The organism is Paracoccus bogoriensis (assembly GCF_019431455.1).
GTDB classification, from domain to species: Bacteria; Pseudomonadota; Alphaproteobacteria; order Rhodobacterales; family Rhodobacteraceae; genus Paracoccus; species Paracoccus bogoriensis.
Window position 1 is genome coordinate 11,803 of record NZ_JAHYSR010000006.1, and the last position, 18,136, is coordinate 29,938.

General features: G+C 67.5%; 19 protein-coding genes. 16 read left to right on the top strand and 3 right to left on the bottom strand.

The window, feature by feature from the left end:
• Nucleotides 1-97: 97 nt before the first annotated feature.
• From KY389_RS04265 to KY389_RS04340, 16 genes are all read left to right on the top strand, one after another.
• Nucleotides 98-1,303, top strand: a complete 1,206-nt coding sequence (locus KY389_RS04265) for an MFS transporter (RefSeq protein ID WP_246587941.1) — start codon at nucleotides 98-100, stop codon at nucleotides 1,301-1,303.
• Nucleotides 1,304-3,013 (top strand): glycosyl transferase family 90, encoded by a 1,710-nt coding sequence (locus KY389_RS04270; RefSeq protein WP_219829575.1) that lies wholly within the window; start codon nucleotides 1,304-1,306, stop codon nucleotides 3,011-3,013.
• A 9-nt stretch (nucleotides 3,014-3,022) separates the two neighbouring features.
• Nucleotides 3,023-3,502 (top strand): ureidoglycolate lyase, encoded by a 480-nt coding sequence (locus tag KY389_RS04275; protein WP_219829576.1) that lies wholly within the window; start codon nucleotides 3,023-3,025, stop codon nucleotides 3,500-3,502.
• The gene (locus tag KY389_RS04280; protein ID WP_219829577.1) at nucleotides 3,502-4,128 is read left to right on the top strand and encodes a ribonuclease HII; all 627 of its coding nucleotides are present in this window, start codon (nucleotides 3,502-3,504) and stop codon (nucleotides 4,126-4,128) included. Before KY389_RS04275 ends, KY389_RS04280 begins: the two co-directional genes overlap by 1 nt.
• 89 nt (nucleotides 4,129-4,217) lie before the next feature.
• On the top strand, nucleotides 4,218-5,348 hold the full coding sequence (locus KY389_RS04285) for a site-specific DNA-methyltransferase (protein ID WP_219829578.1): 1,131 nt from the start codon (nucleotides 4,218-4,220) through the stop codon (nucleotides 5,346-5,348).
• A gap of 182 nt (nucleotides 5,349-5,530) precedes the next feature.
• Nucleotides 5,531-5,734 carry a hypothetical protein gene (locus KY389_RS04290; protein ID WP_219829579.1) on the top strand — a complete coding sequence of 68 codons (204 nt, stop codon included), beginning with the start codon at nucleotides 5,531-5,533 and terminating at the stop codon, nucleotides 5,732-5,734.
• A gap of 101 nt (nucleotides 5,735-5,835) precedes the next feature.
• Nucleotides 5,836-6,855 carry a LacI family DNA-binding transcriptional regulator gene (locus tag KY389_RS04295; RefSeq protein ID WP_219829580.1) on the top strand — a complete coding sequence of 340 codons (1,020 nt, stop codon included), beginning with the start codon at nucleotides 5,836-5,838 and terminating at the stop codon, nucleotides 6,853-6,855.
• Between the two features lie 61 nt (nucleotides 6,856-6,916).
• The gene (locus tag KY389_RS04300) at nucleotides 6,917-7,726 is read left to right on the top strand and encodes a S49 family peptidase (RefSeq protein WP_219829581.1); all 810 of its coding nucleotides are present in this window, start codon (nucleotides 6,917-6,919) and stop codon (nucleotides 7,724-7,726) included.
• A gap of 102 nt (nucleotides 7,727-7,828) precedes the next feature.
• A complete protein-coding gene (locus KY389_RS04305) occupies nucleotides 7,829-8,755 on the top strand; it encodes a calcium/sodium antiporter (protein ID WP_219829582.1) in 927 nt (308 codons plus the stop codon).
• On the top strand, nucleotides 8,752-9,528 hold the full coding sequence (locus tag KY389_RS04310; RefSeq protein WP_219829583.1) for an SDR family oxidoreductase: 777 nt from the start codon (nucleotides 8,752-8,754) through the stop codon (nucleotides 9,526-9,528). The genes KY389_RS04305 and KY389_RS04310 overlap by 4 nt, the downstream gene beginning before the upstream one ends.
• 300 nt (nucleotides 9,529-9,828) lie before the next feature.
• Entirely contained in the window at nucleotides 9,829-11,679 is a 1,851-nt protein-coding gene (gene uvrC / locus KY389_RS04315; protein ID WP_219829584.1) for an excinuclease ABC subunit UvrC, read from the top strand.
• Nucleotides 11,680-11,799: 120 nt separating this feature from the next.
• Nucleotides 11,800-12,432, top strand: a complete 633-nt coding sequence (gene pgsA, locus KY389_RS04320) for a CDP-diacylglycerol--glycerol-3-phosphate 3-phosphatidyltransferase (protein ID WP_219829585.1) — start codon at nucleotides 11,800-11,802, stop codon at nucleotides 12,430-12,432.
• The gene (locus KY389_RS04325) at nucleotides 12,428-12,673 is read left to right on the top strand and encodes a MoaD/ThiS family protein (protein WP_219829682.1); all 246 of its coding nucleotides are present in this window, start codon (nucleotides 12,428-12,430) and stop codon (nucleotides 12,671-12,673) included. The genes pgsA and KY389_RS04325 overlap by 5 nt, the downstream gene beginning before the upstream one ends.
• The gene (locus tag KY389_RS04330) at nucleotides 12,673-13,131 is read left to right on the top strand and encodes a molybdenum cofactor biosynthesis protein MoaE (RefSeq protein WP_219829586.1); all 459 of its coding nucleotides are present in this window, start codon (nucleotides 12,673-12,675) and stop codon (nucleotides 13,129-13,131) included. The genes KY389_RS04325 and KY389_RS04330 overlap by 1 nt, the downstream gene beginning before the upstream one ends.
• A gap of 271 nt (nucleotides 13,132-13,402) precedes the next feature.
• Entirely contained in the window at nucleotides 13,403-14,773 is a 1,371-nt protein-coding gene (locus KY389_RS04335) for a glutamate--cysteine ligase (protein ID WP_219829587.1), read from the top strand.
• Between the two features lie 175 nt (nucleotides 14,774-14,948).
• Nucleotides 14,949-15,317: a hypothetical protein gene (locus KY389_RS04340; RefSeq protein WP_219829588.1), complete on the top strand. Its 369-nt coding sequence runs from the start codon at nucleotides 14,949-14,951 to the stop codon at nucleotides 15,315-15,317.
• Here KY389_RS04340 and plsY read toward each other — a convergent pair.
• The 3 genes from plsY to KY389_RS04355 are packed head-to-tail and all read right to left on the bottom strand — an operon-like array spanning nucleotide 15,314 to nucleotide 18,134.
• Nucleotides 15,314-15,898 carry a glycerol-3-phosphate 1-O-acyltransferase PlsY gene (gene plsY / locus KY389_RS04345; RefSeq protein WP_219829589.1) on the bottom strand — a complete coding sequence of 195 codons (585 nt, stop codon included), beginning with the start codon at nucleotides 15,896-15,898 and terminating at the stop codon, nucleotides 15,314-15,316. The two genes, KY389_RS04340 and plsY, sit on opposite strands and share 4 nt — an antisense overlap.
• Nucleotides 15,895-17,175 (bottom strand): dihydroorotase, encoded by a 1,281-nt coding sequence (pyrC, locus tag KY389_RS04350; protein ID WP_219829590.1) that lies wholly within the window; start codon nucleotides 17,173-17,175, stop codon nucleotides 15,895-15,897. The genes plsY and pyrC overlap by 4 nt, the downstream gene beginning before the upstream one ends.
• A complete protein-coding gene (locus tag KY389_RS04355) occupies nucleotides 17,166-18,134 on the bottom strand; it encodes an aspartate carbamoyltransferase catalytic subunit (RefSeq protein WP_219829591.1) in 969 nt (322 codons plus the stop codon). Before KY389_RS04355 ends, pyrC begins: the two co-directional genes overlap by 10 nt.
• Between the last annotated feature and the right edge of the window lie 2 nt (nucleotides 18,135-18,136).

Consider the following 18,136-nt stretch of genomic DNA (forward strand, 5'->3'; position numbering starts at 1 on the left):
TTGCGAATGGTCAGATCTTGCACGACGTGCAATGACCTCTTTCCGGCGGGGCAAGAGCGCGGTAATCCCGCATCATACGCAAGAGCGGGAGAGCAGGATGGAACAACGGATCATGGCCGCCGCGCCGCGCTCTGTCGCGGGGCACGGCCCGGCTTGGGGCATCCTGGCTGCGATCAGCCTGTGCCACATGGCCAATGACGTGATGCAGTCGATGCTGGCCGCGATCTATCCGCTGCTGCGGGCCGAGTTCGACCTGACCTATGCCCGGATCGGCGTGCTGACGCTGACCTTCCAGGTGACGGCCTCGCTGCTGCAACCGCTGATCGGGGCTGCGACCGATCGCCACCCGCAGCCGCGTTCGCTGCCCTTCGGCATGGGCTCGACGCTGATCGGGGTGCTGCTGCTGGCCTTCGCGCCGACTTACGGGCTGCTTCTGGCAGGGGCGGCGCTGATCGGCGTCGGCTCGGCGGTGTTCCATCCCGAAAGCTCGCGCGTGGCGCGGCTGGCCTCGGGCGGGCGCTACGGGACGGCGCAATCCCTGTTTCAGGTGGGCGGCAATGCCGGCACCGCGATCGGCCCGCTGCTGGCGGCTTTCATCGTGGTGCCGCTGGGGCGCCCTGCGGCGGCGTGGTTCGCGGTGGCGGCCGCTCTGGGCGCGGCTGTGCTGTGGCATGTCGGCCAATGGGCCGAGACGCGCCGCCGCGCAGTGGCCGCCCGCCCCGACACGGCGCTGCGCCTGCCGCGCGCGACGGTCTTGCGCGCGATCGTGGTTCTGGCGATCCTGACCTTTGCCAAGAACATCTATTCGGCGGCGATGACCAGCTATTTCACATTCTTCACCATCGAGAAGTTCGGGCTGGGGCCGCAGGGCGCGCAGATCATGCTGTTCCTGTTCCTGGCCGGGATGGCCGCCGGGGTGCTGATGGGCGGCATGGTGGGCGACCGCGTCGGGCCGCTGACGGTGATCTGGGTGTCGATCCTGGGCGTCCTGCCCTTCACGCTGCTGCTACCGCATGTGGGGCTTTACGCAACGGGTGCGCTGGCGGCGCTGATCGGGCTGGTCCTGGCCTCGGCCTTTCCGGCCATCGTGGTCTTTGCCCAGGAACTGGTGCCGGGCCGGACCGGGATGATCGCGGGGCTGTTCTTCGGCTTTTCCTTCGGGATGGGCGGGATCTCGGCCGCCGCGCTCGGCCTGCTGGCCGATGCGCGTGGGATCGAGACGGTCTTTCGGCTGACCGCCTTCCTGCCGCTTCTGGGTCTGCTGACGGTGCTGCTGCCGCGCCGGGCGCAGACGGGGGGCTAGATGCCCGGCGCGCGGCTGTTCCATGTCAGCCCCCAAGGCTGCGGCGAACAGGATCTGGCGCGCCTCTTCGCCGCCAATGGCCACCCGGTCGCCTGTCACGAAGGGGGCGGGCTGGCCGCGGACATCCTCTATGCCCAGGGACGCGGCGGGCCGCTGCTGCAACCCTGGCCCAAGGCGCGCCTGCTGGCGGGGCTGTGGCGCCACGGCCCGCATTGGCGCCCGCCGCTTGACGCCTGGCGCAGCTTTGCCTTTCTGGCCGACCGCTTCCCCAAGGCGCGGTTCCTGCTGACCCTGCGGGCCGAGGACGACCTGATCGCCGCCCGGTTGGCCGCCGATGGCGGGCGCGTCCTGCGCGCCCACGCCTATCATCACGGCCTTGATGCCGATGGCGTCGCCGTCCTGTGGCGCCGCGAATGGCAGGACCATCTGGCTGCCGTCCGCGCCCATTTCGCGGGCAGCGACCGCTTGATCGAGCTGGATCTGGACCGCGACAGCCCCTCTGATCTGGCCGCGCGTCTGGCGGGATTCATCGACCTGCCGGTTTTGCCGATCAGCCGCTGGTCCGACGCCTCGCCCGCCCCCGCCCCTCTGCCGCGCCCCGATCCCGCCCCTGCCGCCTGGCCCGAGGATGTGGCGCTCTTTTGCCTTCAGGGCTTGGCGCCCATGCGCGAGGGAGGAATGGAGGGTCTGTCACCCCTGGCCTGCCATTGGGATGGCCGCGTCGGCGCGGGCCTGGTCCCGGTAATCGACCGCGCGGGCGCGCCGCGCCAGTTCGCGGTGTTCCGGCCCGATGGCGCGGGGCCGCTGGCCCTGGCCCGTGACGGGCGGCATTTCAAGCTGATCCGGGCCGAGGGCGTGATCAACGACATCCTGCGCCTTGGCCGCCGCGACCCGGTCTGGATCGACATGGAGGACAGCCGCTGGATGGGCAGCCCTCAGGGCGCACCCGTCAGCGAACCAGTCCTGTGCCACAATCGCCGCGCGGGGGCGGTGAATGCGGTCCTGTGGCCCTTGCCCGACCAGCACGCGACCGGCCTGCCGGGTTTCGACGCGGCCAGCCCCCCCGACGACATTCCGTGGTCGCAAAAGCACGACCGGCTGGTCTGGCGCGGCATGATCTCGGGCTCGGAAATGCGCGAGGGGGTGAAGCCCGGCCCCGCCAGCCATGTCTGGCTGTCCCGTCTGGCCGAGGCCCGGGACGCCGATACCCGTGCCGAGGCGTGGGAGGGGCTGTGCCGCACCAATCGCATGGCCTTCATCCGCCGCTGGATCGACCATCCCGACTTCGACATCGGCATCGTGATGGCCCCGGCCTTCCGCGCCTTTGCCGATGATCCGCTTCTGGCGCCCTTCTGCCGCCCGCGCATGGGGCCGGGCGATTTCCGGCGCTTTCGCTATCAGCTCTGCATGACGGGCTACGATCACGGCTCGAACTTCATCTCGGGACTGGACCAGAACGGCGTGCTCTTCGCCGAGGATGACGGCTGGCAGGTGTTTTACTCGGGCCGCTTCCTTCCGTGGCAGCATTACATCCCCGTCGCCCGCTACCTGACCGACCTGCCCGAGAAACTGGACTGGGCGCGCGCCAACCAGGCCGAATGTCAGGCCATATCCGCCCGCGCCCGCGCCGAGGTCCGGCACCTGCGCGACCCCGCCGCACGGCGCGCGCTGATGCGGCTGATTCTCGACGGGCTGGCCGCCGCGCGCTAGACAGGCGCCATGAGCACGATCCGCATCGAACCCCTGACCGCCGCCGCTTTCGCCCCCTTTGGCGAGGTGCTGGCCCCGAAACCCGTCGCCGACCGCATGATCAATGCCGGGCGCTGCGAACGGCATCACGCGCTGGCCATGGTCGAACGGGGCGATGGCGAGGCGATCATCTCGATCTTCCGTTCCGAGCCGGTCAGCCTGCCCTATGATTGCGACCTTCTCGAACGCCACCCGCTTGGCAGCCAGGCCTTCATGCCGATGGGGCCGGATGCCTGGCTCTCGGTCGTGGCCCCCGACGAGCACGGCCGCCCCGGCCCCTTGCGCGCCTTCCTGGTGCCCCCGGGCGTGGGCGTGAACCTGCGCGCGGGCACATGGCACGGTGTCCTGACGCCGCTGGATCGGCCCGCCGATTTCCTGGTCATCGACCGAGAGGGCGCAGGCGTGAACCTTGAGGAAGTCGTCATCCCCCCCGTCAGGATCATTGCCTGATGCCTGATCTGACCTTTGAAAATGCCGCCCGCGCTCGCGGCGCCCGCCTGATCGCCGGGGTGGACGAGGCCGGGCGCGGCCCGTTGGCCGGTCCCGTTACCGCCGCGGCCGTGATCCTGCCCGATGGCGTTCTGCCCCTGGGCCTTGACGACAGCAAGAAACTCAGCCGCGCGCGGCGCGAGGTGCTGGGCGCGTGGATCATGGCGCATTGCGAATGGTCCGTCGCCCATGTCGATGTGGCCGAGATCGACGCCTTGAACATCTACCACGCCACCCATGCGGCCATGCACCGCGCCATTGCCGGGTTGCACCGGCGGCCCTGCATGGCGCTGATCGACGGCAACCGCGTGCCTGCCGGGCTGGATTGCCCAAGCGAGGCGATCGTCAAGGGCGACGGCCGCAGCCTGTCCATCGCCGCCGCCTCGATCCTGGCCAAGCTGATGCGCGACCGTATCATGGTGGATTTGGCGCAACAGCATCCCGGTTATGGCTGGGAGGTGAATGCCGGTTATCCTACGCCCGCGCATAAACGGGCGCTGCTAGATCTTGGTGTGACCCCACATCATAGGCGCTCTTTTGCACCCGTCCACAATATCTTGTGTAAAGTCCGATCAGTAAGTAGCTGATTCAAAAAAGAAATTGACGCCGAATCGGCTCTGAATCATCTTTGGGGTCAGATCAGACCGGCAAAAGCCGGCGACCCCAGAGGCAGAGCATGACGAAAACCACCCCGAAACGCGCGGCCCCCGTGCGATCCTTGCCGCTGAACCAGATCCTGGGCGGTGACTGCATCGAGATCATGAACAGCCTGCCCGAGGGCAGTGTGGACCTGATCTTTGCCGACCCGCCCTATAACCTTCAGCTCAAGGGCGACCTGCACCGGCCCGACAACAGCCGCGTCGATGCGGTGGACGATCACTGGGACCAGTTCTCCAGCTTCGCCAGCTACGACGCCTTCACCCGCGACTGGCTGGCCGCTGCGCGCCGCCTGCTGAAGCCGAATGGCGCGATCTGGGTGATCGGCAGTTATCACAACATCTTCCGCGTCGGCACCGAGCTGCAGAATCAGGGCTTCTGGATCATGAACGACGTGATCTGGCGCAAGTCGAACCCGATGCCGAATTTCCGCGGCAAGCGCCTGACCAATGCGCATGAGACGCTGATTTGGGCGGCGAAGTCGGAATCGTCGAAATACACCTTCAACTACGAGGCGCTGAAATCGCTGAACGAAGGCACGCAGATGCGCAGCGACTGGCTGCTGCCGATCTGCAATGGAAGCGAGCGTCTCAAGGATGCGTCGGGCGAAAAGGCCCATCCGACGCAGAAGCCCGAAAGCCTTCTGCACCGCGTGATCATCGGCACGACCAATCCGGGCGACGTGGTGCTGGACCCGTTCTTCGGCACTGGCACCACAGGCGCGGTCGCCAAGATGCTGGGCCGCGACTATATCGGGATCGAGCGCGAAGACGCTTACCGCGAGGTTGCCGCCCGCCGCCTTGCGCGCGTCCGCGCTCTGGACGCCGAGGCTCTGGCCACGACCCGCGCCAAGCGCGCTGAGCCGCGCATCCCCTTCGGTCAGGTGATCGAGCGCGGGATGCTGCGTCCGGGCGAGGAGCTTTACTCGATCGGCAACCGCCACAAGGCCAAGGTCCGCGCCGATGGCAGCCTGATCGGCAATGACGTGAAGGGCTCGATCCACCAGGTCGGCGCCGCGCTGGAGGGCGCGCCCTCGTGCAACGGCTGGACCTACTGGCACTTCCGGCGCGAGGGGAAAATGATCCCGCTGGACATCCTGCGCCAGCAGATCCGCGCCGAGCTGGAAGGCGAAGCCCGCCGTCCCAACTGATCCCGCGCGGCCGTCCCCAGGATCCATCCGTTTCGCCAGTCCCGCGCCTTCAGCCCGGGGCCACCTCCCCGTCATGTGCGCATGGCGGGGTCTTTTCGCCTGGCAGAGGCTCTGCTCTGCGGGAAGGCAACCGTCAGGGCATCATGATGCGGCTGACGACAGCGGTTCTGAAAGAGGGATGATTGGCCCAGATCGTTGCATTCGACGGCCTTGCAAGCCAAGGCAGCGTCCCGGACATCGTGACCCCGAGCCTGCAGATGACGGCCTTCCGCAACCGGCCCCGCGCCAAGAGGACGATTTTCCTCTGCTGCTGGTGCCCGGTCATGCGTCAGCGGCACGACTCTGACGGCGGCACATCCGGCAAAGCGCTGATCCCTTCGCCGTGACGTTCTCTTGGTCTGCGGTCGCGCACAGCGCCCGATGGGCGTTGTCCCCGCCCATGGGCTCCGCTAGCATCGGGCAAAGACAACCCCTGCCCGGTCCCGCCATGAACCCCACCCGCCCCCGCCGCCCCCTGACCCTGCGCGATGTGTCCGAGGCGTCGGGCGTCTCGGAAATGACCGTCAGCCGCGTGCTGCGGAACCGGGGCGATGTCTCGGCGGCCACGCGCGAAAAGGTGCTGACGGCGGCCAAGGCGCTTGGCTATGTGCCGAACAAGATCGCGGGCGGGCTGGCCAGCCAGCGCGTCAATCTGGTCGCGGTGGTCATCCCCTCGCTGTCGAATCTGGTCTTTCCCGATGTGCTGGGCGGGATCTCGGCCGAGCTGGACGATACCGGGCTGCAACCCGTGATCGGCGTCACCAATTACTCCCCCGCGCGCGAGGAGATGGTCCTTTACGACATGCTGTCCTGGCGGCCGTCGGGCGTGATCCTGGCCGGGCTGGAGCACAGCAAGGCGTCGCGCGCGATGCTGGAAAACGCAGGCATCCCCGTGGTCGAGATCATGGATGTCGATGGCGAGGGGATCGACATGCTGGTCGGCATCTCGCATATCCGGGCGGGGCGCGAGATGGCGGCGCGCATCCTGGCTGCGGGTTATCGCCGCATCGGCTTCGTCGGCACCCACATGCCCGAAGATCACCGCGCCCGCAAACGCCTTGCCGGTTTCGAAGAGGGTCTGCTGGCCGCCGGCGTGCCGCTGGAGGCACGCGAATATTATCAGGGCGGCTCGTCGCTGCTGAAGGGGCGCGAGCTGACCGAACGCATCCTGACCCGCGCGCCCGATCTGGATTTCATCTACTATTCCAACGACATGATCGGGGCGGGCGGGCTGCTTTACTGTCTCGACAAGGGGTATGACATTCCGGGCCGGATCGGGCTTGCGGGCTTCAACGGGGTCGATCTGCTGGACGGTCTGCCCGTCCGGCTGGCCACGACGGATGCGCGCCGGGTCGATGTGGGCCGGCGCGCCGCCCGGCTGGTCGCGGGCAAGGACACCGCCCCCGAGGGCCGCGTGATCGCCCTGACCCCCACCTTCATGCCCGGCGACACGATCCGTGAGGTCTGAGGCTGCGGCTCTGTCTCGCTGCCATCTTGCCGCCGCTCATGGCCGCGCCTAGATGGGGACCATGCGCATCCCGATCCTGTCCCGCCTTCTGTCCAAGCCGCCGCTGATCGCGGTGATCCGCCTGTCCGGCACCATCGGCGGCGCAGGCCGCGGCGGAGGGCTGAACGACGCCGCCCTGGCCCCCGTGATCGAGCGCGCCTTTCGCCGCGGCAAGCCCGCCGCCGTGGCGCTGGCGATCAATTCGCCCGGCGGATCGCCGGTGCAATCCTCGCTGATCGCCGCCCGCATCCGGCGTCTGGCGGACGAGACCGAGACCCCCGTGCACGCCTTTGTCGAGGATGTCGCGGCTTCGGGCGGCTACTGGCTGGCCTGCGCGGCAGACCAGATCTGGGCGGATGACAGTTCGATCCTGGGCTCGATCGGGGTGATCTCGGCGGGGTTCGGCTTTCACGAGCTGATCGACAAATGGGGGATCGAACGGCGCATCCACACGGCAGGGCGGTCGAAATCGACGCTGGACCCATTCCGCCCGGAGAACCCCGAGGATGTGGCCCGGTTGCAAGCCATCCTCGAGCCGATCCACCAGGCCTTCAAGGATCACGTCACCGCACGGCGCGGCACGCGCCTGGCCGAGGGGCGCGACCTCTTTACCGGGGAATTCTGGGCGGGCCGCCAGTCGGTCGAACTGGGGCTGGCTGACGGTATCGCCCATCTGGTGCCCAAGATGCGCGCGCTTTACGGCGACAAGGCCAGGTTCGAGCTGCATGGTCTGCGCCGCCCGCTGTTGCGCCGCCTTGGCCTGTCGGCCGAGACGCTGATCGACGCGGCCGAGGATCGCCTGGCCTTCCTGCGGTTCGGCGCCCGCGGATGAGCCTTCGCGTCGTTCTGGTCTTCTTGCTGGTCATGGTGGTCATGGCCGTCTGGCGCGGCCCTGCCTTTCGCAGGGCCCTTGCGCGTTATCTGGGAATCCGTCGTGATCGTTGACATTCTGTTCGTGGTGGCAGGGCTTGCCCTGCTGGTGTTCGGTGGCGACATGCTGGTCAAGGGGGCGGTAAACCTGTCGCTGCGCCTTGGCATCACGCCGCTGGTGGTGGGTCTGACCGTGGTGGCCTTCGGCACCTCGGCGCCCGAGATGGTCGTCTCGCTGTCCGCCGCGTGGCGCGGGGCGACCGATCTGGCGCTTGGCAATGTGGTGGGGTCGAACATCGCCAATGTGCTTGTGATCCTTGGCGCGGCGGCGATCTTCTCGCCCATTGTGACGCGCGGCCATGACCTGCGCGAAAGCTGGGCGATGATGATGGCGGCTTCGGCCCTGCTGATCGGGCTGGCCTTTTTCGGATCGCTGGGGCGGATCGATGGCATGGTGCTGCTGGCGGCGCTGGCGCTGATCATCTGGCGCCAGCTGTCCACCGCCCGGCCCGAGGATGCGGACAGGATAGAGGGCGCGGCTCTTGGCGCCCGCTGGCTACAGATCCTGACCTGGCTGGCGCTTGGGCTTGTCCTGCTGCCGGTCGGGGCCGACCTGCTGGTGCGCGGCGCGACCGACATCGCTCGCGCCTTCGGCGTCACCGAAGTCGTGATCGGCCTGACGCTGGTCGCCATCGGCACCTCGCTGCCGGAACTGGCGGCCTCGGTCGCGGCAGCCTTGCGGGGGCGGTCGGACATCGCGCTTGGTAACGTCGTCGGGTCGAACATCTTCAACATCCTGTCGATCCTGGGCGTCACCGCGCTGGTCGCGCCGCTGCCCATCCCGCCAGAGCTGATGCGTTTCGACCTGTGGGTGATGCTGGCCAGTTCGGCCCTGCTGGCGCCCTTCCTGTTTCGTGCCCTGCCGATTGGCCGCGTCACCGGCGCGCTGTTGCTTTTGGCCTATGCCGCCTATGTCTGGGTGCTGCTATGAGCGTCGCGCTGATCACCGGAGGCGCAAGGCGGCTTGGCCGCGCCATGGCGCTGTATCTGGCGGGACGCGGGTATGACGTGGCGATCCACTATGCCGGATCAGAGGCAGAGGCCCGGCAGACTGCCGCAGAGGCGCGCGCGCTTGGCGTCGCGGCCGCCTGCTTTCAGGCCGACCTGCTGGACCCCGATGCCACCGCCGCGCTGGTGCCGCAGGTGGCCCAGGCCATGGGTCCGGTGACGGTGCTGGTCAACAACGCCTCGATCTTCGAATATGACAATATCCGCAGCGCCACGATGGAAAGCTGGGACCGGCATTTCGGCTCGAACCTGCGTGCGCCCTTCCAGTTGCTTCAGGCGCTGGCCGCGCAGGCGCCCGCCCCCCTGACCGACGAGAACGGAGAGCCTGAGGCGCAGGCGCTGGCCATCAACATGGTCGATCAGCGCGTCTTGAAGCCGACGCCCGAGTTCATGACCTATTCGCTGGCCAAGGCCGGGCTGTGGTCGCTGACCCGGACGGCGGCGCAGGCACTGGCGCCCGCCATCCGGGTGAACGCGATCGGGCCTGGCCCGACCCTGCAGGGCGCAAGGCAAAGTCCCCGGCATTTCGCCCGTCAGCGAGCGGCAACCATCCTCAAGCGGGGCGCCGACGCGCAAGGCATCACCCAGGCCCTGGGCTATTTCCTGGATGCGCGAGCGGTTACGGGGCAGCTGATCTGCGTGGATGGCGGGCAGCATCTGGCCTGGCAGACGCCCGACGTTCTGGGCCCGGAATAGCGCGGCCACCATATCTTGTCCCCCGACCTTGCGAGCCCCCCAAGACGTTTCACGATGGTGCGGATTCTGCTGGATTTTCCGCGCCATCTCCAATGCCGAAAATAAAAAACAAGCAAATTCAATGCCCTCTGAGATTGCCTAATTGATGGGCAGTTTCACCAAACCTTAGTGATTGCTGGCCTGCCGGGGTCTGCCTCACAGGCCGCCCACAGAATTATCCACAGATTCCGTGGACAGGTTCCGACTTGCATCTGTCATCCGAAACTTGCAGCGACGCCGCAGAATCACTTTCTTTGAGCCATGACCCAGAAAACCGGCCACGCGCTGATTCAGGACTACCTTCGCACGTTGGACAGCAGCCCCGGCGTCTATCGGATGCTGGATGCAAGCCAGGCGGTTCTCTATGTCGGCAAGGCGCGCGACCTGCGCGCGCGGGTGTCGAACTATGCCCGACCATCGGGACATTCGCCGCGCATCGCGCGCATGATCCGCGAAACCGCCAGCATGATGTTCCTGACCACGCGGACCGAGACCGAGGCGCTGCTGCTGGAGCAGAACCTCATCAAGCAGCTCAAGCCGCGCTACAACGTGCTTTTGCGCGATGACAAGAGCTTTCCCAATATCCTGGTGGCCAAGTCCCACCCCTTTGCCCAGATCAAGAAGCATCGCGGCGCAAAATCGGAAAAGGGTAACTATTACGGTCCCTTTGCCAGCGCCGGGGCGGTGAACCGCACGCTGACCCAGTTGCAGCGCGTGTTCCTGCTGCGCAACTGCACCGACAGCACATTCGAAAGCCGCACCCGGCCTTGTCTGCTGTTTCAGATCAAGCGATGCAGTGCGCCCTGCACGGGCCGCATCAGCCTTGAGGATTACGCCGCACTGGTCGAGGATGCCGAGCGGTTCCTGCAGGGCAAGACGACTTCGATCCAGGCGGATCTGGCGCGCGAGATGGCCGAGGCCGCCGAGGCAATGGAATATGAACGCGCCGCCGCGCTGCGCGACCGCATCAAGGCGCTGACCGCCGTGCAATCGGTGCAGGCGATCAACCCCAAGGGCGTGGCCGAAGCCGATATCGTGGCGCTGCACATGGAAGGCGGGCAAGCCTGCGTTCAGGTCTTTTTCATTCGCGGCAATCAGAGTTGGGGCAACCGCGACTTCTACCCCCGCCTCGGTGGGGCCGAGAGCCCGGACGAGGTGATGCAGGCCTTCCTGATGCAGTTCTATGACGACAAGCCCCCGCCCCGGCAGGTGCTCTTGTCGCATCCGCCCGAAGACCCCGACCTGACCAGTGCCGTCCTGTCCGAGCGCGCAGGGCGTAAGGTCGCATTGCTGGTCCCGCAACGGGGCGAAAAAAGCGATCTGGTCACGAACGCCCTGCGCAATGCGCGCGAAAGTCTTGCCCGGCGCATGTCGGAAAGCGCCACGCAACTGCGCCTGCTGGAGGGGCTGGCCGAGGCTTTCGACCTGCCCGCTCCGCCGCGCCGGATCGAGGTCTATGACAACAGCCACATCATGGGCACGAACGCCGTTGGCGGCATGATCGTGGCCGGGCCCGACGGCTGGATGAAGAACCAGTATCGCAAGTTCAACATCAAGGGGACCGAGATCACGCCGGGCGATGATTTCGGCATGATGAAGGAGGTGCTGACGCGGCGCTTCCAGCGGCTGCTCAAGGATGATCCGGACCGGCAGAGCGAGGCCTGGCCCGATCTGCTGCTGATCGATGGGGGCGCGGGGCAGGTCGGTGCGGTCCACAGCGTCATGGCCGAGCTGGGCGTCGAGGACATTCCGGTGATCGGCGTCGCAAAGGGCGAGGATCGCGACCATGGCAAGGAGGAATTTCATCGCCACGGTCAGCGACCTTTCGCCCTGAGGATGAACGACCCGGTTCTGTATTTCGTGCAGCGCCTGCGCGACGAGGCGCATCGTTGGGCTATCGGAACCCACCGCGCGCGGCGCGCGAAGGCGGCGATGGCAAACCCTCTGGACGAGATTCCGGGGATCGGCGCGGCGCGCAAGCGCGCGCTTCTGGCACATTTCGGCAGCGCCAAGGCGGTCAGCCGTGCGGGTCTGGCTGATCTGCAGGCGGTCGAGGGGATATCGGCGGCGATGGCGCAGAAGGTCCATGACCACTTCAATGCCCGCGACTGAATCCGCCCGGCCGATGGCGCCGGGGGCCAGCCCCCGGACCCCCGGGGTATTTGGACAACGAAGAAGAGCTTTTCGCCGCGGCCTCTTTCCAAGAGCCGCCGCAGGGACTAGCTTGCCGCCATGCGCTGGACATTGCCCAATATCCTGACCCTGATGCGGCTGTTGGCAGCGCCCGGCGTGCCGCTGATGTTTCTGTATTTCCATCGGCCCTGGGCGGACTGGGCGGCGCTGGCGCTGTTTCTGCTGGCGGCCATCACCGACTGGTTCGACGGCTATCTGGCGCGTGCCTGGAATCAGGAGAGCCGGTTCGGGGCCGCGATGGACCCGATTGCCGACAAGGCGATGGTGGTCATCGCCTTGGTCGTCATCACGGGCTATTCGGGGATGAACCCCTGGCTGATCCTGCCGGTGACGGTGATCCTGTTCCGCGAAGTGTTCGTCTCGGGTCTGCGCGAATATCTGGGGGACCGGTCGCGCAGTCTGAAGGTGACCAGTCTTGCGAAGTGGAAGACCACGTTCCAGATGGTCGCAATCGCCGTGTTGTTTCTGGGGACCGGGCTGAGCTTTGTCGAACATGGCCGCCCTCCGCGCGTTGGTGAGGCAGGGCTGGTCTGGTCGGGAAGCTGGGCAGCGCTGGCGACCCATGCCGGACTGGCTCTGATCTGGCTGGCCGCGCTGCTGACCGCGATCACCGGCTGGGATTACTTCCGCAAGGCGCTGCCGCATCTGAAGGAGAAGCGTCATGGCAATTGAGGTTCTCTATTTCGCCTGGGTGCGCGAGCGGGTCGGTCTGCCGCGCGAGCGGATCGAGACGGGGGCGGCGACGATCCGCGATCTGCTGGCGGAGCTTGCTCTGCGGTCGCCGGGACATGCGGCGGCGCTGGAGGATCACGCGGCCCTGCGCTGCGCGATCGACCAGAAGCTGACCGGGCTGGATGCGCCCTTGGCCGGGGTGCGCGAGGTCGCGATCTTTCCGCCGATGACGGGCGGTTGATGGCTGCGCGGGTTCAGTCAGAGCCTTTCGATCCGGCCCTTGTGACGGCCGGTCTGGGCGATGGGGCAGGTGCGCTGGTGACCTTTGTCGGCATCGTGCGCGATGACGGCGATCTGTCCGCCCTGGAGATCGAGCATTATCCCGGCATGACCGAGGCCGCCCTGGCCGATTACGGCCAGGGGGCGGCTGCGCGTTTCGGCCTGACCGGTTGGCGCGTCGTGCATCGTTACGGGCGAATGGCTGTGGGCGAGCAGATCATGATGGTCGCAACGGCCGCGCGGCATCGTCGGGCGGCCTTTGACGCGGCTGACTACCTGATGGACTGGCTCAAATCGCGCGCGCCTTTCTGGAAGCGCGAGATCCGGCGTGATGGATCGGCCGCCTGGGTCGCGGCCAGGGACGAGGACGAGGCCTCGCTGGCGCGATGGCAGGCGGGCCGTCCCCTGGGGCCGCCTTGATTTTCGTCCCGAGATGCTGCGCTGGCGGTCCCTCATGTCGAAGCGCGGCGGCTTGCCGGTGCGGTGCTGCAGGACGGCTATGTGCTGCGGGCTCTGGGTCCGATTGTGGCGCTTGCTGGCCGGTCCGGATCAGGGGCGCTGTTGCGGGCGGTGGCGGAGGGGTATGCGACCATGCGCGCCGTTTGGCTGAGGTCTGACCGAGGCGGCTTGACTTGCCCCGGCGCGCTTGCCACCTGTGACCGACCGAGGGACCACGAAAGGCCAGACCCCCATGTCGATTCCCCAGCAGGGCGGCGGCCCGATCGAGCATCGTGATCAGCTTGCCGCCTATATCGCCAGCGGCGAGAAGCCGAAGGCGGATTGGCGCATCGGGACCGAGCACGAGAAATTCGGCTATGACATCGCCACGTTGAAGCCCTTGCCCTATGAGGGGCCGGTCTCGATCACGGCAATGCTGACGGGGCTGCGCGACCGTTTCGGCTGGTCGCCCGTGCTGGAGGCCGGAAACCTGATCGGGTTGGAGCGGAACGGCGCCAATATCAGTCTGGAGCCAGGCGGGCAGCTGGAATTGTCCGGCGCGCCTCTGGAGACGATCCACCAGACCTGCGATGAGGTGAACGGCCATCTGGCCGAGGTCCAGGCCGTGGCGCGCGATATCGGTGCGGGCTTTATCGGGCTGGGCGCGGCGCCGATCTGGTCGCAGGACGAGATGCCGATGATGCCCAAGGGGCGGTATCGGCTGATGACCGATTATATGGGCCGGGTCGGCAGGCTTGGCACGCAGATGATGTATCGGACCTGCACGGTGCAGGTGAACCTGGACTTCGCAAGCGAAGCCGACATGGTCCAGAAGCTGCGCGTGGCGCTGGCGCTGCAACCGGTGGCGACGGCATTGTTCGCCAATTCGCCCTTTCTGAATGGCAAGCCCAACGGAATGAAGTCCTGGCGCGCGCATATCTGGCAGAATCTGGACCCGGCGCGCACGGGGATGCTGCCCTTCGTCTTCGAGGACGGGTTCGGCTACGAGGCCTGGGTGGATTACGTGCTCGATGTGCCGATGTATTTCGTCTATCGCGACGGGAAATACATCAACGCTCTGGGCCAGAGCTTCCGCGATTTTCTGGACGGCCGCCTGCCCGCCCTGCCAGGCGAGGTGCCGACCCTGTCGGACTGGGCGGACCACATGACGACCGTCTTCCCCGAGGCGCGGGTGAAGAAATACATCGAGATGCGCGGCGCTGATGGCGGACCGTGGCGGCGTCTTTGTGCGCTGCCTGCGCTGTGGGTCGGGCTGATCTATGATCAGGGCGCGCTGGATGCGGCCTGGGATCTGGTCAAGGGCTGGGATGCGCAAACGCGTGAGGGCTTGCGCGTCGCCGCGGGCCGGGATGGGCTGCAGGCCGAGGTCGGGGCCATCCGGATGCACGATCTGGCGCGCGAGGTTCTGGCCATTGCCGAGGCCGGGCTGAAGGCGCGCGCGCGTTCGGGGCAGGGCGGGCTGGTGCCGGACGAGACCCATTTCCTCAGCGCGCTGAAGGAAAGCGTGGATACCGGGCGCGTTCCGGCCGACGACCTGCTGGCGCATTATCACGGCGACTGGGCGGGCGATCTGACACGGATCTATGGCGCCTACAGCTACTGAAGGCGGGTTGCGTCCCGCGACGGCGGGGGGACGCCGTCCCCCCGCACCCCCTGCCCGCGCGAGGGCCCAGGCGTGGCACGGCTGCCGCGCGCACGCGACTGTGAGCAGCGTCCGGCTTGATCCGGCGGGCCGGTGCTGGCACCTCGGAGAAAAGAACCAATGCCGGGGCAGAGCGATGCGGGGTGATGTGATGCGGTGGATCGGCTGGCTTGTGGCCGCTGTCTTCGGGCTGGGCGTCATTGCCTTGGTCGGGACCGTCATCATGCTGGTGCGGGTAGCCGAGGGCGTGCCGCCCCTGCCGATCCTTGTCGGCCTGATGGGGCTGGTCGTGCTGATCCTGCTGGCCGGGGCCTGCCTTGCGCTGATCTCGATCGCGGTGTCGTTGAGGCAGGGAATGGCCTTGCCCGTCGCGGCGAAGGCGCCCGCGCAGCCTGCCGCGCCGCGCATCAGGATCGCGCAGGACGAGCCGGCCGACACCAAGACCGAGCCCGAGACCCCGGCGCGGCCTGTTCGCACGGGCCGCGTGCTGGTCGCGACTCGCTAGCGTTTCCTGCCGGCGCCGATCCGGGGCTCGGACCCGTCCAGAAGGCGGGCGATGTTGGCCTTGTGCCGCACGAAGATCAGGATCGCCATGAAGGCGGCCGTCGCTGCGATGTCGGTGCGGCCCATCCCCCAGGCAAAGACCGGCGCCAGCGCGGCCGCCATCAATGCGCTGAGGCTGCTGATGCGGCTGATCGCCGCCGTCGCCGCCCAGGTCGCGCAGGCGATCAGGCCAAGCGGCCAGTTCAGCGCGACCAGCGTGCCGAGGAAGGTCGCCACGCCCTTGCCGCCGCGAAAGCGCAGCCAGACGGGATAGCAATGGCCCAGAAATGCCGCCGCGCCAGCGACCAGAGCGGCGCTTTCACCGCCGAAGTGGCGCGCCAGCAGCACCGCGATGGCGCCTTTGCCGGAATCCAGCAGCAGCGTGGCCAGGGCGGCGGGCTTGTTCCCCGTCCGCAGCACGTTCGTCGCGCCGATATTGCCTGACCCGATCTGGCGCAGATCGCCCAGCCCAAGCGCGCGGGCGATGACCAACCCGAAGGGGACCGATCCGAGAAGATAGCCGAAAATCGCCCAGAGTATCATGCGTGTTCTCCGAAAACGGGATGTCCGGCGACCCAGCTTCCCAACACGCGGCCCTGCATCCGCGCGCCGTCAAAGGGGGTGTTCTTCGATTTCGACAGCAGCGCGAAGCGGTCCAGCACGAAGGGCGCGTCGGGATCGAACAGGATCAGGTCAGCCGGCGCGCCATCCGACAGCCGCCCCGCCGGCAGGCCCAGCCTGCGCGCAGGGTTCAGCGCCATCGCGCGGAACAGCTGCGGCAGGCTCAGCCCGCCCTGATGGTAAAGCCGCAGCGCCGCGGGCAACAGCGTTTGCAGTCCCACGGCGCCGGGGGCCGCGGCCTCGAAGGGCAGGCGCTTGGATTCCTCGTCCTGCGGGGTGTGGAAGCTGGCGATCACGTCGATCAGTCCGTCCGCGACAGCCTGGACCATGGCCTGCCGGTCATCCTCGGACCGCAGGGGGGGCGTGAAGCGGAAAAAGGTCCGGTAATCGCCTACGTCGAATTCATTCAGCGTCAGGTGGTGGATCGAGATGCCCGCCGTCACGTCCAGCCCCGTATCGCGCGCCCGTGCCAAGGCGGGCAGGCTGGCCGCCACGGTGATCTGGTCGGCGTGGTAGCGGCCCCGCGTCATCGCGACCAGAGCCAGGTCGCGGTCCAGGCCCATCACCTCGGCCACGGGCGAAACCGAGGGAATCCCGTAGAGCGAGGCGAACTTGCCCGAAGTCGCCGCCGCGCCATGCGACAGGCTGGGTTCCTGTGGATGGCCCACGATCAGCGCGCCAAGGCCCCGCGCATAGGTCATGCAGCGGCCCATCAGCCTGGCATCGCGCACCACGCGCACACCGTCGGTGAAGGCCACCGCGCCCAGATCGGTCAGAAAGCCGATCTCGGTCATCTCGTGCCCCTCGCGGCCCTTGGTCAGGGCGGCCATGTGACGGATGTTCACCGGCGCGTCGCTGGCGCGGCGGGCGACGAATTCCAGTGCCTCGGGGGTGTCGATGGGGGGCGTGGTATCGGGGCGCGCGACGATCGTCGTGACGCCGCCCGCGGCCGCCGCGCGGCCCGCGCTGCGGAAGCTTTCCTTGTGGCGCTCGCCCGGCTCGCCGATCTTGACGCCCCAGTCGATCAGGCCGGGGGCCAGCGCGCGCCCGCGACAGTCGATCACGGTGGCGCCTTCGGGGGCGGGCTCATCGGACGCGCCGCGTCCGGCGATCAGGCCCCGGGTCACGCGCAGGCTGCCGGGGGCGTCGGTCAGCGCCTCGGGGTCGATCAGGCGGGCATTGCGGAAGATCAGGTCCATTGCGGCTCTCCGGCGGCGGCGCGGCCGCGTTCGGCGCGCAGGTTGCGGGCCAGCAGGTCCAGCGCGGCCATGCGGACGGCGACGCCCATCTCGACCTGGTCCTGGATGACGCTGCGGTTGATGTCATCGGCGATGGTGCCGTCGATCTCGACGCCCCGGTTCATCGGGCCGGGATGCATGACGATGGCATCGGGCGCGGCCAGGGCCAGCTTCTCCGCATCCAGCCCGAAGCGGTGGAAATATTCGCGCTCGGAGGGGATGAAGCCGCCATCCATGCGTTCCTTCTGCAGGCGCAGCATCATCACGACATCGGCGCCGCGCAGCCCCTCGCGCATGTCCTCGTAAAGCTCGACCCCCATCTCGGACACGCCCGCGGGCATCAGGGTCGCGGGGCCGATCAGGCGGATGCGGTTCTCCATCTTGCCCAGCAGGATCAGGTTCGACCGCGCCACGCGGCTATGGGCGATGTCGCCGCAGATGGCGATGGTCAGGCGGTGCAGCCGGCCCTTGGCGCGGCGGATCGTCAGCGCGTCCAGCAGCGCCTGCGTCGGATGCTCGTGCCGGCCGTCACCGGCATTGATGACCGCGCAGTTCACCTTTTCCGCCAGCAGGTTCACCGCGCCGGAATGGGGATGGCGCACGACCAGCAGATCGGGCTGCATCGCGTTCAGCGTCAGCGCGGTGTCGATCAGCGTCTCGCCCTTCTTCACCGAGGATTGCGCGACGGCCATGTTCATCACGTCCGCCCCAAGCCGTTTGCCCGCCAGTTCAAAGCTGGCTTGGGTCCGGGTCGAGTTCTCGAAGAACATGTTGATCTGCGTCATCCCCGCCAGCGCATCGGCATGTTTCACCGTGCGGCGGTTCAGGGCGACGTAATCCCCCGCCAGATCGAGAAGCGTCGTGATCTCGTCGGGCTTGAGATGGTCGATGCCCAGCAGATGGCGGGCGCGAAAGCTCATGG